The sequence below is a fragment of the Lederbergia citri genome (assembly GCF_018343625.1).
In the GTDB taxonomy this organism is placed as follows: Bacteria; Bacillota; Bacilli; order Bacillales; family Bacillaceae_C; genus Lederbergia; species Lederbergia citri.
Genome location: NZ_JAGYPG010000001.1, coordinates 1,340,353 through 1,356,174 on the forward strand (window position 1 = coordinate 1,340,353; position 15,822 = coordinate 1,356,174).

The following is a 15,822-nucleotide window of genomic DNA, read 5'->3' on the forward strand; positions in this document are numbered from 1 at the left end:
TTCCAATATTTCCACGAATATTACATTTGATTAGAACACCTTAATATTGGTAAAATTGATTTTTAGTAAGTACTGGATTTAGTTAGCTAGAAAGGCGGTTTCATTTTTTGGGGAAAAAACTATTCTTTTTTATAGTCATTCCATTATTGCTTGTTATATTATTCATACGATATTCTCCAATTATTAAAGCGGATTCAGATACCATCGTTATTACTGGGGAAATAGTGAATGTTCGCGAAAAACCAGGGACAACTTATTCAATCATTACCCAAATAAGAAAAGGGGAAACATATGAAATAAAAAATGAAAAAGATGGTTGGTATGAAATAAAACTCCCTTCCGGAAAAAAAGGATGGGTAGCCAATTGGTTGGCTCAAGAGCAAAATTCACCAACTAACACTAATAAGGGCATGGTAATAGCAGATCATTTAAATATTAGATCTGAGCCAACTCTTACAGGTTCTGTTATTGGAAATCTCCAAATGGGTGATGAAGTCGTTATTTTAGACCATGAAGATGATTGGTTAGAAATAGAATATGCTTCTGGCAGTGCATGGGTCAGCAGCTCCTACATTGAAAAAATGGAAAAAAAGCCTGTTGGCGCCATTCAGGAAGAAATTTATATTAGCGCATTATACGATGATACCAATATTAGAAAAAAACCAACTCTTAAATCAGCTATTGTTGGTCAAGCCTCTTCAAAAGATGTATTTAAAGTTTTGAAAAAAGAGGGAGATTGGTATCAGATTGAATATACTTCAGGTAAACTAGGTTATATAGCAAGTTGGATCGTCACAGATACCAATGAAGTCTCTACAAAAACGATCGTCATTGATCCTGGTCATGGAGGACGAGATGAGGGAGCAGCAGGGGCAAATGGGACTATAGAAAAAAATTTAACGTTAAATGCGGCACTGCTTCTTAGTGAGAAATTAAAAAAAGCTGGTTTTAATGTTATATTAACTAGATCCGCAGATGAATACGTAAGTTTACAGGATCGAGCAGAACTGGCTTATATAAAGAATGCTGACATTTTTATTAGCTTGCATTTTGATAGTATTGAAGACAGTTCAGTCCATGGTCATACAACTTATTATTATTACGATGATGAAGTAAAAATAGCTGAGGCAATTCATAACCGTATTACCGACGCTATTCATATTTCGGACCGTGGAGTCAGATATGGTGATTATTATGTTCTTAGAGAGAACCAACGACCATCGATTTTACTAGAACTTGGATACTTGAGCAATCCTGCCGAAGAGCAAGTGATTAAAACGAAAAAATACATGGATAAAATTACTAATGCCATTGAAAAAGGACTTGTAGACTATTTTTCTGGAGATTAAAAAAGGGCTAACCTTTCACTATTGAAAGGTTAGCCCCTTTATATTTATCTTTCTAATACAAGTGTCACTGGACCGTCATTTATTAATTTTACATCCATCATTGCGCCAAAAACACCGGTCTCCACATGAATTCCTTTTTCGGATAACAATTTATTGAAGTGGTGATACAATCTTTCAGCATGTTGAGGTTTTGCTGCGTCCATAAAATTAGGTCTACGCCCTTTACTGCAATCTCCATAAAGAGTGAATTGCGAAATGGATAAAATGGCTCCACCTTCATCGATTAGTGAGCGGTTCATTTTTCCCGCCTCATCCTCAAAGATACGTAAATGCACAATTTTATCTGCGAGCCATTCACATTCCTTTTCCGAGTCTTCATGAGTGATTCCCACTAATAGTACAAAACCATTTTTAATCGACCCAGTAATATTTCCTTCTACAGTCACGCTTGCCTCTTTACTTCTTTGCAATACCACTCTCATTACTAATAATAACTCCTTTAATTCATTATCCGTCTTACAGCATATATATCTGGAATCTGTTTAATTTTATCTACAACCTTCTGAAGGTGGCCAATATTTTGGATCGAAATCGACATCATTATGGTTGCCATTTTATTACGATCCGCTTTTCCAGTTACAGCTGTAATATTTGTTTTCGTTCCGCTTACGGTCTGAAGTACTTCATTTAAAAGACCTCGGCGATCAAAGCCTGATATCTCAATATCAACATTATATTCTTTACGATTAGTGGAATCAGATTCCCACTCAACAGGAATTAATCGATTTTCCATTTCATTATCATCTATATTCGGACAATCTGCTCTATGAACAGAAACCCCTCGACCTTTTGTTACAAAACCAATAATTTCATCCCCTGGTACTGGATTACAGCACCTTGACAAGCGGATTAGTAAATTATCTGCACCCTTCACGGTAACACCAGCATCATAGCGCTTCGGAGCAGGATCGGTTTTAACCTCCGCGGTAATCTCTTTCTCCGCTTCTTCCTGGTCTCGTAATTTTCTTAATTTTTCGGTAAGGCGATTCGCCACTTGTAATGCAGATATTCCGTTATAACCCACGCTTGCAAACATATCATCTTCATGCCCGAAATTGAATTTGTCTGCAACCTTTTTGAGATTTTCAGCAGTCATGACCTTTTTATGGTCAAAATCCATCTCTTTAATTTCTTTTTCGACGAGTTCTCTGCCTTTAAGGATATTTTCTTCTTTACGCTGACGCTTAAAAAATTGCCGAATCTTATTTTTAGCTTGTGAAGTTTGTGCTAATTTTAGCCAGTCTTGACTAGGACCATATGAATGCTTAGATGTAAGAATCTCAATAATATCTCCGGTTTTTAATTTATAGTCTAATGTAACGATTTTTCCGTTAATTTTAGCGCCAATTGTTTTATTTCCAATTTCCGAGTGAATTCGATATGCGAAATCAATCGGCACTGATCCTGCCGGAAGCTCAATAACATCACCTTTAGGGGTAAAGACGAACACCATATCGGAAAAAAGATCGATTTTTAATGATTCCATGAATTCTTCTGCATTCTCAGATTCATTTTGGAATTCTAGAATCTCCCTGAACCAAGAAAGTTTCTTATCGAAAGAAGCTTGAGGAGTCATCGATTTCCCTTCTTTATATGCCCAGTGGGCCGCAACTCCAAATTCGGAGATACGATGCATTTCCATTGTTCTAATTTGTACCTCAAGAGGGTCACCCTTCGGTCCAATAACAGTGGTGTGCAAAGATTGGTACATATTTGGCTTCGGCATAGCGATATAATCTTTAAATCGTCCAGGCATCGGTTTCCAACATGTATGAATGATTCCTAGAACTGCATAACAATCTTTTATACTATTAACAATTATTCTGACAGCAAGTAAATCATATATTTCGTTAAATTGCTTATGCTGGAGAACCATTTTTCGATATATGGAGTAAATATGCTTAGGCCTTCCATAAACATCTGCTTTGATTTCCATTTCATCGAGGCGTTCTTTCACCTCGGACATGACATCTTCAAGATATTGCTCCCGCTCTTCACGTTTCCTTTTCATTAAATTAACAATCCGATAATACTGCTGAGGATTTAAATAACGAAGAGCAGTATCTTCAAGTTCCCATTTGATTTTTGAAATCCCAAGACGATGGGCTAATGGAGCAAAAATTTCTAGCGTTTCATTCGCTATTCTTCTTTGCTTTTCCGGAGGTAAGTGTTTGAGAGTACGCATATTATGAAGTCTATCAGCTAATTTAATCAAAATAACCCTGATATCCTGTGCCATAGCAATAAACATTTTCCGGTGGTTTTCTGCCTGCTGTTCCTCATGTGATTTGTACTTTATTTTACCTAATTTCGTCACACCGTCGACAAGCATTGCTACTTCACTGCCAAATTCCGCTTTTATCTCTTCAATAGTGACAGTAGTATCCTCTACGACATCATGAAGAAAACCTCCCATCAATGTCGCTGGATCCATTTCTAAATCAGCAAGTATCCCAGCCACTTGTATAGGATGGATAATATATGGCTCCCCTGATTTACGGAATTGATCTTTATGAGCCTCACTCGCAAACTCATATGCTTTTTGCACTAATGCAACATTTTCAGCATTTAAGTATTTTTTTGTACGATTAATCACTTCTTCCACTAATAATTTTTCATCTTTAACCATGAGGATCACCTTTTTATGAAAATTGAATATATGATATCTATTATCGAGAAAAGAGTCAAACTTGTAAAGGTTTTGACAATAAATTTTATTTTTAGAAAGGCATAGGAGCTGTAGCTAGACAAGAAAAGCGTAAGCGAGTTGTCCATAGACGTACAGGACTACAGGATTTGACTTATCTTATTGAAAAGAACACGAAGCTTGCTAATCGATGGCAGTTTTCTTTTGACATAAAAAGAGATAAATTGACAAAATCTTAAAAATAGGAAGGCTGCCCCATTGGCCAAACCTTTAAAAGGAAAGGTTTCGGGACAGCCAAAATGTTAGAATGACATTAATGATAGAATGTCGTAACCGTCCAATTTTTCTCTTCCATTTAGATAGGAAAGTTCGATAAGAAATGCAATTCCCGCTACAATCCCTCCAAGTCTTTCAACAAGTTCTATTGTAGCTTCAATGGTGCCGCCAGTCGCAAGTAAATCATCTGTAATAAGTACTCTCTGCCCAGGCTTAATTGCATCCTTATGTATTGTGAGAGCATCTTTCCCATACTCTTTTCCATAGTTTGCTTTTATTGTTTCACGAGGCAGTTTGCCCTCTTTTCGAACAGGTGCGAACCCTACTCCTAGCGCATACGCCACTGGACATCCGATGATAAAACCTCTTGCTTCAGGCCCTACAACAAGATCGATTTGCTTTTCATTGGCATATTCGACGATTTGATCGGTTGCATAATGATATGCTTCCCCATGATCCATTAACGTTGTAATATCCTTAAAAAGGATTCCTTCCTTAGGCCAATCAGGAACAATTGTAATATATTGTTTCAAATCCATGCTTTTGTTTCCTCCTCATTAGGCACTTTATGTGCCAACCTTTCATCGAACCACGATTTTAATTCCACAATCGATGAAAATAACAGTAATTTTTCAATTGAAATTTCCTCTTGTTTTCTACGATATGTTGATGAATCTGTTAAATCTTTTTTTTGTTTTTCTGGATTAATCGTAATCAATCCATCCTTTATTGTAACAAAATTTAATTCAAAAAACACTTGTGACATAAACATAATAGTGTCAACTGACCAGCCACGATGTTTGGCAAGTTCCTCTCCAAATTTATTTACATCAAAGCTTTGTCTTTTTAAAAGAAATGCATAATACCATTTAAAATGTTCTCTTGTTGGAAGAATAGTAAAGTATTGTGTTTCTTCATGATAAAAATGTGCATATATCCGATCAGGCAACTTTCCTCTAATCAGAGAATCCAATATATCTAATTCAAGAGGCAGATCAAATAATACAATTTGTTTTCCATTTATATCTACTTTACTAGCTTCCTCTTTATTTCTAATTAATAAAGTATTAGGAAGTTCTCTAAATTTATTCAAATACTGTTCCGAAAAAATAATGAACGTCTTTGTTGGGTCAGTCAAATCTAGTTGCTTATGACCCCTTATATCAAAAAGCTGCCATTCATAAACGGCTATGTCTTTCATCATAATTTGTGGTTTTCTCATATTATTCCATTCATTTATGGAAAGTTCTCCAATAACGGATATTTTTGCATCTGCTGAAATTTCATCAGCTAAGTGCCCTATATTAAACCCCACACCATCTAGTAAGTTACCTGGCTTTTCCAGGGTTAGTTTTAAATGGGTCTTATTAGCTCCAATTTTTCTAATGCCAGTTGCAAGCGTACTTTTAATCATCACTTTAGGCTTGGGATTTCCCATACCGTATGGAGCAAGTAAATCCAATTGTCCAATCGTATCAACAGTTACTTCATCTATATCAAGTGCTGCATCCACTTCAGTCACTGGAATAAAGTCATCAGCAGAAAGTTGATTTTTACACGCTTCATTTAATTCTTGCCGTAAAGAATCAACATCCTCAATATTTAAAGTCATGCCAGCTGCCATTGGATGTCCGCCAAAGTGAGGAAGTAAGTGGGAAAGTGCAGATAAATTTTTATATAAATCAAATCCAAGGATACTTCTAGCAGAACCTTTCGCTAACCCAGACATTTTATCATAGCTCAAAACGATAGCCGGTCTATAATAACGATCTACTAATCTAGAAGCAACTATCCCAATGACTCCAGCACTCCAACCTTCTTTTCCAATAACAATAACGCTATTTTCGCTTAGAGGAAAATCTCTCTCAACCATAGCAACCGCTTCATTCGTTATTTCTGTAACAGTTTGTTGGCGCTCTTTATTCATAAAATCTATTTCTTCCGCTAATTGCGCAGCCATTTCCATATCAGTGGTCCTTAATAATTCAACCGCTGGAGCTGCATGATCGATGCGACCTGCCGCATTTAATCTAGGTCCTATTGCAAACCCAACCGTTTCCTCATTAATTTCCGATAATTTTGTTCCTGATATTTTACATAAGGCTTGAATTCCTAGCCGACTGGAATACAATAATTTTTTTAAACCTTCCTTGACAAGAAGACGATTTTCTCCATGCAATGGCACCAAATCTGCGATTGTACCAATTGCAACAATATCAAGCAATTCTTTAGGGAGGTCATTATTAATAGCGTGTGCAAGTTTAAATGCGACTCCTACACCCGCAAGATCAGAAAATGGATATTGAGTATGAGGAAGTTTAGGATGAATAATAGCGAACGCTTCTGGGAGTGTATTTCCAGGCTCATGATGATCCGTAATAATGACGTCCATGCCAAGTTCATTCGCCAGCTTTACTTCGTTGAGCGCTGAAATTCCTGTATCTACTGTAATAATTAACTTAATTCCTTGCTTACTAGCCTCCCTGAATGCATTTTCATTTGGACCATATCCTTCAGTAAAACGATTAGGTATGTAATATGTAACATTTGCATTCATTTTTGTCAGAATATCCATCATGACGGTAGTACTTGTTACACCATCAGCATCGTAATCTCCGAAAATCAATATCGGTTCCTTCGATTCAATCGCATCCCTAATTCTTCTTACAGCCTTTTCCATATCTTCAAATAAATAAGGATCATGAAAATTTTCACTTTCTGTAAATAAAAAGCTTCTTGCTTGATCTACATTTGTAATTCCACGATTCATAAGCAATGAAGCTAAGAGTGGAGTTATATTTAATTGTTCTGCAAATTCACTAGCGGTTTTATTATTCGTATTTTTAACAATCCACCGTGTTTTGGGATTAAGCATGTGCACACCTCACTAAAGTTAAAGACTTCCATTTTTATCATCTTGGTGATCGGGATTAATATGAACAAAAACATTATGGACGTCTGGATGATCCATAAGTTTTGATTTTACTTTTTTACCGATCTCATGACCTTCTTTCACGGTAATGTCAGGATCTACGGATATTTTTAAGTCAATAATAACATAATATCCATGTTCTCTTGCATGAAGTTCACCAATTTCTCTCACTTCTGGTACAGATGCAACGATTTTTCTAAATACGGTTGTATCTTCTTTATGAAGAACATGATCAAGAGTGTTATGGATTGAATCTGCACCGAGTTTCCATGCCATTTTTAATACAAGTATGGAAACGACAATGCCCGCTACTGGATCGCCAAACTCTAGCCAATGAACATTGAATTTTTTACCTAAAATGGATGCACCAATCCCTATAAGGGCCGCAATCGAAGAATACACATCCGACCTATGTTCAAATGCATTTACAATTAAGGCATCGCTGTTTAATTTTTTTCCTAAACGATATTTATATCGAAAAAGTGCTTCTTTAACTACGATTGAAAAAATAACAGCGTATATTGCAATGCCTCCGGGTACCTCTACCTTAGAAAATAAAGCGGTAATTGAGGATTTACCAATTTGAAGTCCAGCTATGAAAAGAATAACAGCCACGATAATGGCGGCAATGGATTCTGCCTTTCCATGCCCGTAAGGATGATCTTCATCTGGCGGACGCTTTGCTGCACGAAGGCCAATATATACAGCAAGTGACCCAGCAATATCTGATGCCGAATGAACTGCATCCGCGATTAACGCCTTACTATTCGCCTTTATACCTATAAATCCTTTTACGATCGTTAATACAATATTAACAATGATCCCTAGCCATGCGGCAAATTCTGCTTGTTTAAAACGGTCATCCTGCTTCATTGCTAGCTCCTTTTTCCGTCTGTATTTCTACATGTAGTATCGGACTTTATCGGCAAAAACAACCGCAGAAATTCTGCGGTTGTTTTTTTGTTTTAGCGCTGCACTTTTCCTTGTCTAGCTCCTACGCCTATCGACTAGCAAACTTCTTGTCCTATCCCTACGATAAGTCAACATCGATTCGTCCTACCGGACTCATCGTGTTTCCTTTATCTCAGTCAGAGGCCCTGAAGTTTGTACGTCGATAAACAGGCGCTTACGCTTTTCTTTACACTTGTGGTTCATCCGACCATTTCTTTTTCTCTTTCACAGTGTTTATCGGGCCATTTTTCCTGAGCTCTCTCACTTTTAAATCATACCACCACTGTGCCGAAATGAAGATCGAAGAATACGTTCCGGCAAGAAGTCCAACGAGTAATGCAATTGAAAAGTTTCGAATAGATTCACTTCCTAATATTAGCAATGCAACTACAGTGATGATGACTGTCAAAACAGTGTTGATCGAACGAGTCAATGTTTGACGCAAGCCCTTATTTACTACGTCAGCAATGTCTTGTTCTGTTTTTAAACGTTTTTTTGCAGTCATGTTTTCTCGAATACGATCAAACGTAACAATTGTATCGTTTATCGAATAACCAACAATGGTCAAGACTGCAGCGATAAAGGTCAGGTCTACTTCTAGCCTTGTTAAACTAAAGAAAGCGACGATAAAAAATGCATCATGTAAAAGACCAAGTACAGAAGTTAGTCCCATTGCATATTCAAAGCGGAAAGAAACGTAAATAATGATCCCGATTGCTGCAAACAACAAAGCGTAAAATGCATTCTTCACTAATTCTTTCCCGACAGTTGAAGACACGGTGCTCACGTTAGGCTCTGAACCATATTTATCGGAAAAATGTGTTTTAAATTTAGCAATTTCGTTTTTGTTGAAAACACCTTTATACCGTGCAACTCCTATTTCATTTTGCGCTCCTGCCAGTACTATATCATCTGTCGGAAAACCTATTTCGGTAAGTTCGGATTTCACTTGTTCTGTTGTCAAAGTCTTACCTGCATTAATTTCAACGCGAGTTCCACTAGAGAAATCAATCCCTAAATTTAATCTAAAAATTCCTAAGATGATGGCCCCGCTTAATATTAAAACAGTAGAAAATACATAGAATTTCTTCCGATGCTTTACAAAATCGAACTTATCAAAGCGGGTTGGTAAGTCGTGTGTAGTCTTATTATCCGACAGTGCATAAATTTCTGAGCGTTTTATACCAAACCAACCTGGTAGATCTTTTAAGAAACGGCTATTCACCCATAAACCTAGTAATAATCTAGATCCAAATACTGCTGTGAAAAAGCTCATCAAGATACTAATAATAAGCATTGTCGCAAACCCTTTTACAGAGCTTGTCCCAAAATAGAATAAAACAACTCCTGCTAATAAAGTAGTGATGTTAGCATCAAAAATTGCGACAAAGGAAGATTTATTTCCAGCCTCAAATGCAGATTTTATCGATCTTCCAACCTTAATTTCTTCTTTAATCCGCTCGTATGTTAAAATATTCGCATCAACCGCCATTCCGACCCCAAGAATTAAAGCGGCAATACCCGGTAAGGTCAAAACACCATTTATTAAATCAAAAATAAGTAAAATCAAGAAAATGTAAATGGAAAGGGTGATTGTTGCAATAACCCCTGGAAAACGATAATAAGCAATCATGAAAAGGAAAATAATTGCAATTCCTAAAATTCCAGCTTGTATCGTTTTATTAAGTGCTTGTTCACCAAACTGCGCACCAACTGATGTTGAATACACTTCTTTTAATTTGACCGGAAGAGCCCCAGCATTTAAAAGATTTGCAAGGTTTTCTGCTTCTTTTTGTGTAAAATGCCCTTCTATTGTAACTTCTGTTGTATTAAAAACCTCATTAACATTTGGTGCTGAAAGCATTTTGGGATTACCGTTCGCTACGGCATCTTTATAAGAATCTACACCTTCTTCAAAATCCAGCCAAATGACTAACTGATTATTTGGAGCCATATCCACAATTTTCTTTGTTACATCTCTAAATTTCTTTCGATCTTTTAATTCAACTGATACAATCGGCTGATTATTTCTGGAAGAAATAGTTGCCTTTGCTCCGCCTTCCTTTAAATCCGTTCCGGAAAGCATTAAGTTGTCATTGACATCGCGGAATGATAAAGTTGCCGTCGTACCTAGCGTTTCCCTAGCCTGATTTTGATCTTCTACACCAGGAAGCTGTACCCGAATACGGTCTGTACCTTCTATTTGAATATTTGGTTCACTTACACCAATGACATTAATTCGATTATTAAGAGCTTCTGTTGTATGTACAAGAGTATCTCTATCAATTTTTTGATTTTTATTTACTGGCTTAACATCATAAAGAACTTCGAAACCACCTTGAAGATCAAGTCCTAGTTTAATTTTTTTGAGAATAGGATTTGTCGTAGTCCCGATTAAGCTTGCCATCAAAATGATAATAAGAAAAAAAGCTACTATTCTGCTTCGTTTAACCATTACTTATAGTTCCCCCTTGTCAATGATGAACATTGAACGTATGCATTAAAAGTTTTACATTTTTTCCTAGTTGATATATAACCTTTCCTCATTATGAAGCAGTTAAAAAGCAGTGTCAATGTATCACTATTTATCTTTTGGAAGTAGTAATTCTTGTAATTCTACACTATCCAAATCAGAAAACCAATCTTGCGATTTATAAGCTTCGACAGTGGCATAATTCATATACTCGCCAACCTTCAGTGATAACACATCTGAAACCAATTCATAAACCCTTATCCCCTCTTTAGGTTTTCTCCACTTTTTTTTCGTTAAAAAAGTCCAAATATCTTCAATTTTAATTTCACCATATCCGAGTACAGTAAATTCTTCGGCTTTACTAGATAATGCAGGTGTTAACATATGAAAATATGATTCATAAGGGTGTTGAGAAGTGTCCATCATTAAACCGCCTTCCAATAATTTATCAATCGATAAGTGACAACTTGTCATGCTTTGTCCACTTCATTGCATATACTTCATTGTAATCGATTGATAGTGATTTGAGAAGGCAGGGACAAAAATGACTAAGTTTTTAAGAGGAACCATTATATTAATGGCTGCTGGACTTATAACTAGACTTCTTGGTTTCATTAATAGAATTGTAATCGCGAGAATGATTGGCGCTGAAGGTGTAGGATTATTTATGATGTCTTTTCCTACCCTTATCCTCGTTATTACATTAACACAAATGGGGTTGCCTGTTGCTATTTCAAAGGCTGTTGCGGAAGCAGAAGCTAGAGGGGACAGGAAAAAAATAAAGAAAATACTTGCTGTTTCTCTAGCTGTTACGGGGACCTTATCCATTATTTTTACGCCAGCATTAATATTACTGGCACCGTATTTATCAAAGGCACTTTTTACAGATCCTAGAACGTATTATCCTTTAGTCGCCATTTCTCCTATTATTCCAATTGTGGCCGTTTCGTCTGTTATTAGGGGTTACTTTCAAGGAAAACAAAATATGAAACCTGCTGCAATTTCTCAGGTGATTGAGCAAGTTGTCAGGATTGCATTAATTGCATTTTTTGCAAAGAAATTTTTACCATTAGGAATTGAATACGCTGCTGCAGCTGCAATGGTTGCATCGGTCCTAGGGGAATTTGCATCCCTCGCCTATTTATTTATGATGTTCAAAGTAAAGAAAAAGTTCCCAATCCGAAAAAACTTTTTCAAATCAGTGAAATCTGGAAGACAAACTTTAAATGAATTAATGGATGTCGCTTTACCTGCTACGGGAAGCAGGATGATTGGGTCGCTTGCCTGGTTTTTTGAACCGATTGTAGTCTCTCATAGTTTACTTTTAGCGGGAGTTGCAGCAGGTGTAGCGACGAAGCAATATGGGCTGTTGACTGGATATGCACTTCCTTTACTTATGCTGCCATCTTTCGTCACTTATTCACTTTCCACTTCCCTCGTACCTGCCATTAGTGAAGCAAATGCCTATCGTAACTATAAACTTGTAGAACACAGACTGCAGCAAGCATTAAGGTTTGCTCTTCTAACAGGTGGACTAGCCGTCGTCGTTTTATTCGTATTTGCCAAGCCACTCATGACATTAATGTATGGGTCACCAGACGGCTTCGGATTTATTAAATTAATGGCTCCTTTTTTTATATTCCATTACTACCAAGGGCCCTTGCAGGCTATTCTTCAGGCATTGGATTTAGCAAGGGCAGCAATGGTTAATAGTCTTATTGGAGCTGTATTTAAAATTGTAATTATTTTCGCTTTTGCTTCTCAACCACAATTTGGAATAAATGGGGCAGCTTTAGGTATTGCAGCAGGTACTGTTCTCGTTACAATGCTCCACTTCGCTACAGTATTGAAAAAAATACAATTTACCATATATTTATTGGACTATGTAAGATTTATCTTAACAACTGTTCTTGCTGGAATTGCAGGAAAAATTTATTACAATACAACACTTATAGATAGTCCTGAAAAAATTCGTCTACTGGCTGGAATTAGTGTTATCACCGTGTCATATCTGTTCCTTTCAATTTTGTTTAAGTTATTAAAGAAAAGTGATTTATTAAGGATTCCTTTCATCAATCGTTTTATTCGTTAACTTTTATTAGGTTAATCGATGTAATCAATGAAAAATTTCCCATCTTGAAAACTACAAAAAGAGATTTTATCAATTTGTGTATGTCCACGATCATTCAGTTCTTTTGTAAGCCAAGCTTCATCCTTCTGCATTTGGTCTAAATGGTCTTGCTGAATTTTTCCATTTAATATAATTGGAAGAGTATACGTAGCCGGTTTCTTTTTATTAGATTTTTTGATAATCGAAAGCTCTCCGGAAGTTTCAAGTATGGCAAATTCTACATCTGCAATATTCGTTATATCTTTCGTTCTAAGCTGCATGAGTAAATCATCAAAATTGTAGCGTAGTTTCTTCATTATATTTTCATCTATTTTTCCGTTTTTTATGATTAATGATGGTTTTCCGTCAATGATTTTCCTAAACTTTCTACTCTTTAATGATAAAAAAGCCATAAACATTTGAATTAACATAAGTACAGCCATCGGAACGAGCGTATGAAGAATGGGATCTTTATGTTGTTCAATTGCGATAACCGCCATTTCACCCAGCATAATAAATACAACAAGATCCAGTACACTCAACTCTCCTATTTCTCGTTTGCCCATAATCCTGAAAATAAAGAGAATTACTGCATACAAAAGAATCGTACGTAAAATGATGATAAAGAAATTTTCCACTTCCTTTTTCCCTCCTCTTCATTGCAACTTAGTATGTCCTATATAAATGAGAAAAATTGAGGAAAAAACATTCTAAAAACAAAGTAAATGAATAAGCATGTACAGAGATAGGTCAGTAGAGGAAAATGGAAGGAGTGTAGACGTATAGAAACAAAAAAAATTGGAGTATCCATTTTATATGGAGTCATTGCTATCTTACTTTTAGGTGTGATAACAAGCTTGATATTTTCCCTCATCCTCAAATTTACTGATACCCAAGAAAAATCAATCAGCTTGCTGATCACCATTATTTCTTTCTTCTCAGTGTTTGCCGGTGGATTCGTTTGTGGGGGAAAAGGTAAACAAAAAGGGTGGTTAATAGGAGGATTAACTGGTCTTGTATACAGCCTCATCATTTTTATGTATCAATATTTAGGTCACAGTTCTGTATTCACATTAGAACAGTTAGTCTATCATATTTGCTATATCTTAACTGCTATGATGGGAGGAGTTCTAGGCGTAAATATATTGTCTGGACCAGTTCATAATTGAAATTTAAACAATAATCAATCCATATAATTTATGGGAATACTTTATAAACCTTTTTAAAAGGGACTGGATTTATTATAAAAGAAAAATCAATTCTTTCTGAAATCATCTATAACGGGGAAAATACCTTGTACCTCAAAACTAGTATTGCACAATACAGTGAGATTTTATAAAAATTAGAAGTGTGAAGTGGCTCCAATAACAATTATCGGTGCCCTTCACCCTTCATATTTCTAGGTGAAGGGCACCCATGCCACGATTGGTAAACTTTTGTTGAGAAATCCATGGAACCAAACCAATCCGACATAGAAAAATAATTCATTAGAAATTTACAATGTTAATTGTATATTTCTATACGAAGCATCAAAAAAAGAAGCAGTCGTTTGACTAGCTTCTTTTATCATTAATATTTAGTTTCCACCTACAGACTCGACCACATCACGAATAGCAGCACGATCATATGTAAGCCTACTTCCATCACCACATTTAATGACGACTTTCCCTTCATCGATTGCGTCTACAATTCCATGAAGTCCGCCAATAGTGACGATCTTGTCCCCTTTTTGCAAATTACTTTGCATGTTTTGAACCGCTTTTTGCCGCTTTTGGTTTGGTCTTATTAACAAGAAATAAAACAATACGAACATTAAGATAAACGGCGATAAACCTATTAACGTTTCCATTTTATTTTCCCTCCTTTATTGCTAAAGTTATTAGAAATTTTTCGCGTCCGGAAGATTGAATCCATATCGCTCAAAAAATTCTTCTTTGAAGTCACCTAGGCGATCCTCTTTAATCGCATTTCTGACTTGCTTCATCAATTTTAACAGAAAATATAAGTTATGATAAGTCGTAAGTCTAATTCCGAACGTTTCGTCACATTTTATTAAATGCCTAATATACGCACGAGAATAATTTCTACAAGTATAACAATCGCAATTTTCATCTAGTGGTCCAAAATCTCTTGCATAAGCAGCGTTTTTAATAACTAACCTGCCATTGCTTGTCATACACGTTCCGTTTCTTGCTATTCTCGTCGGCAATACACAATCGAACATATCAACACCACGAATGGCGCCATCAATTAATGAATCTGGAGAACCAACACCCATTAAGTATCTTGGTTTATTACTAGGTAAAAGAGGTGTCGTAAATTCTAACACTTTATTCATAACATCTTTTGGTTCCCCGACTGACAATCCTCCAATCGCATAGCCCGGAAAATCCAAGGAGACTAAATCTTTTGCACTAAGGGTCCTTAAGTCTTCGTATTCCCCACCTTGCACAATTCCAAACAGTCCTTGGTCTTCTGGACGTTTATGTGCCTTTATACATCTTTCCGCCCAGCGTGACGTACGCTCAACTGACTTTTTCATATATTTATGGGTAGCGGGATATGGAGGACATTCATCAAAAGCCATCATTATATCTGAGCCTAACGCATTTTGTATCTCCATTGCTTTTTCCGGTGATAAAAATAACTTATCCCCATTTAAATGGTTACGAAAATGTACGCCTTCTTCTTCTATTTTTCTAAACTCACTTAAAGAAAAAACCTGAAAGCCTCCTGAATCTGTAAGAATTGCCTGGTCCCAATTCATAAATGAATGAAGACCGCCTGCTTCTTTAACAATTTCATGTCCTGGACGAAGCCAAAGATGATAAGTGTTGCTAAGGATGACCCCAGCACCCATTTCTTTTAATTCCTCAGGAGACATCGTTTTAACAGTAGCAAGTGTCCCAACAGGCATAAACATCGGTGTTTCGTACGATCCATGTGGAGTATGAATGATTCCTAGTCGGGCTCCAGTTTGTTTACATGTCTTAATTAATTCGTATTTTATCGCAGTCAAGCAAT

At 36.3% G+C, this 15,822-nt stretch carries 13 protein-coding genes; 3 read left to right on the plus strand and 10 right to left on the minus strand.

What is annotated here, in order from left to right:
• The first annotated feature begins 107 nt into the window (after positions 1-107).
• A complete protein-coding gene (locus KHA97_RS06845; protein ID WP_213123948.1) occupies positions 108-1,349 on the plus strand; it encodes an N-acetylmuramoyl-L-alanine amidase in 1,242 nt (413 codons plus the stop codon).
• Positions 1,350-1,393: 44 nt separating this feature from the next.
• On the opposite strand, the gene dtd is transcribed toward KHA97_RS06845, so the two are convergent.
• The 7 genes from dtd to KHA97_RS06880 form a co-directional block, all read right to left on the minus strand.
• Positions 1,394-1,831, minus strand: coding sequence for a D-aminoacyl-tRNA deacylase (gene dtd, locus KHA97_RS06850; protein WP_213123949.1), 438 nt, complete (start codon positions 1,829-1,831; stop codon positions 1,394-1,396).
• Positions 1,832-1,848: 17 nt separating this feature from the next.
• A complete protein-coding gene (locus KHA97_RS06855; RefSeq protein ID WP_213123950.1) occupies positions 1,849-4,038 on the minus strand; it encodes a RelA/SpoT family protein in 2,190 nt (729 codons plus the stop codon).
• A 320-nt stretch (positions 4,039-4,358) separates the two neighbouring features.
• Positions 4,359-4,871, minus strand: a complete 513-nt coding sequence (locus tag KHA97_RS06860) for an adenine phosphoribosyltransferase (RefSeq protein WP_213123951.1) — start codon at positions 4,869-4,871, stop codon at positions 4,359-4,361.
• Positions 4,862-7,207 (minus strand): single-stranded-DNA-specific exonuclease RecJ, encoded by a 2,346-nt coding sequence (gene recJ / locus KHA97_RS06865; protein WP_213123952.1) that lies wholly within the window; start codon positions 7,205-7,207, stop codon positions 4,862-4,864. Before recJ ends, KHA97_RS06860 begins: the two co-directional genes overlap by 10 nt.
• Positions 7,208-7,225: 18 nt before the next feature.
• Positions 7,226-8,137, minus strand: a complete 912-nt coding sequence (locus KHA97_RS06870) for a cation diffusion facilitator family transporter (protein WP_213123953.1) — start codon at positions 8,135-8,137, stop codon at positions 7,226-7,228.
• A 265-nt stretch (positions 8,138-8,402) separates the two neighbouring features.
• The gene (gene secDF / locus KHA97_RS06875; RefSeq protein WP_213123954.1) at positions 8,403-10,670 is read right to left on the minus strand and encodes a protein translocase subunit SecDF; all 2,268 of its coding nucleotides are present in this window, start codon (positions 10,668-10,670) and stop codon (positions 8,403-8,405) included.
• Between the two features lie 126 nt (positions 10,671-10,796).
• Positions 10,797-11,162 (minus strand): post-transcriptional regulator, encoded by a 366-nt coding sequence (locus tag KHA97_RS06880; RefSeq protein ID WP_233713323.1) that lies wholly within the window; start codon positions 11,160-11,162, stop codon positions 10,797-10,799.
• 70 nt (positions 11,163-11,232) lie between these two features.
• Between KHA97_RS06880 and spoVB the strand changes: the two genes are divergently transcribed.
• A complete protein-coding gene (spoVB, locus tag KHA97_RS06885; protein ID WP_213123955.1) occupies positions 11,233-12,780 on the plus strand; it encodes a stage V sporulation protein B in 1,548 nt (515 codons plus the stop codon).
• Between the two features lie 11 nt (positions 12,781-12,791).
• On the opposite strand, the gene KHA97_RS06890 is transcribed toward spoVB, so the two are convergent.
• Positions 12,792-13,436: a DUF421 domain-containing protein gene (locus KHA97_RS06890; protein WP_325167418.1), complete on the minus strand. Its 645-nt coding sequence runs from the start codon at positions 13,434-13,436 to the stop codon at positions 12,792-12,794.
• A gap of 171 nt (positions 13,437-13,607) precedes the next feature.
• Between KHA97_RS06890 and KHA97_RS06895 the strand changes: the two genes are divergently transcribed.
• A complete protein-coding gene (locus KHA97_RS06895) occupies positions 13,608-13,967 on the plus strand; it encodes a TIGR04086 family membrane protein (RefSeq protein WP_325167433.1) in 360 nt (119 codons plus the stop codon).
• Positions 13,968-14,374: 407 nt separating this feature from the next.
• On the opposite strand, the gene yajC is transcribed toward KHA97_RS06895, so the two are convergent.
• Both yajC and tgt read right to left on the minus strand, forming a co-directional pair.
• Positions 14,375-14,647: a preprotein translocase subunit YajC gene (gene yajC / locus KHA97_RS06900; protein ID WP_213123956.1), complete on the minus strand. Its 273-nt coding sequence runs from the start codon at positions 14,645-14,647 to the stop codon at positions 14,375-14,377.
• 30 nt (positions 14,648-14,677) lie between these two features.
• On the minus strand, positions 14,678-15,817 hold the full coding sequence (gene tgt, locus KHA97_RS06905) for a tRNA guanosine(34) transglycosylase Tgt (RefSeq protein ID WP_233713325.1): 1,140 nt from the start codon (positions 15,815-15,817) through the stop codon (positions 14,678-14,680).
• Positions 15,818-15,822: the final 5 nt, after the last annotated feature.

Bases quoted from the DNA above. Each gene is read 5' to 3' on its own strand.
- dtd (WP_213123949.1), bottom strand. From the start codon at position 1,831: ATGAGAGTGGTATTGCAAAGAAGTAAAGAGGCAAGCGTGACTGTAGAA.
- recJ (WP_213123952.1), bottom strand. From the start codon at position 7,207: ATGCTTAATCCCAAAACACGGTGGATTGTTAAAAATACGAATAATAAA.
- KHA97_RS06880 (WP_233713323.1), bottom strand. From the start codon at position 11,162: ATGACAAGTTGTCACTTATCGATTGATAAATTATTGGAAGGCGGTTTA.
- KHA97_RS06860 (WP_213123951.1), bottom strand. From the start codon at position 4,871: ATGGATTTGAAACAATATATTACAATTGTTCCTGATTGGCCTAAGGAA.
- KHA97_RS06870 (WP_213123953.1), bottom strand. From the start codon at position 8,137: ATGAAGCAGGATGACCGTTTTAAACAAGCAGAATTTGCCGCATGGCTA.
- yajC (WP_213123956.1), bottom strand. From the start codon at position 14,647: ATGGAAACGTTAATAGGTTTATCGCCGTTTATCTTAATGTTCGTATTG.
- KHA97_RS06855 (WP_213123950.1), bottom strand. From the start codon at position 4,038: ATGGTTAAAGATGAAAAATTATTAGTGGAAGAAGTGATTAATCGTACA.
- secDF (WP_213123954.1), bottom strand. From the start codon at position 10,670: ATGGTTAAACGAAGCAGAATAGTAGCTTTTTTTCTTATTATCATTTTG.
- spoVB (WP_213123955.1), top strand. From the start codon at position 11,233: ATGACTAAGTTTTTAAGAGGAACCATTATATTAATGGCTGCTGGACTT.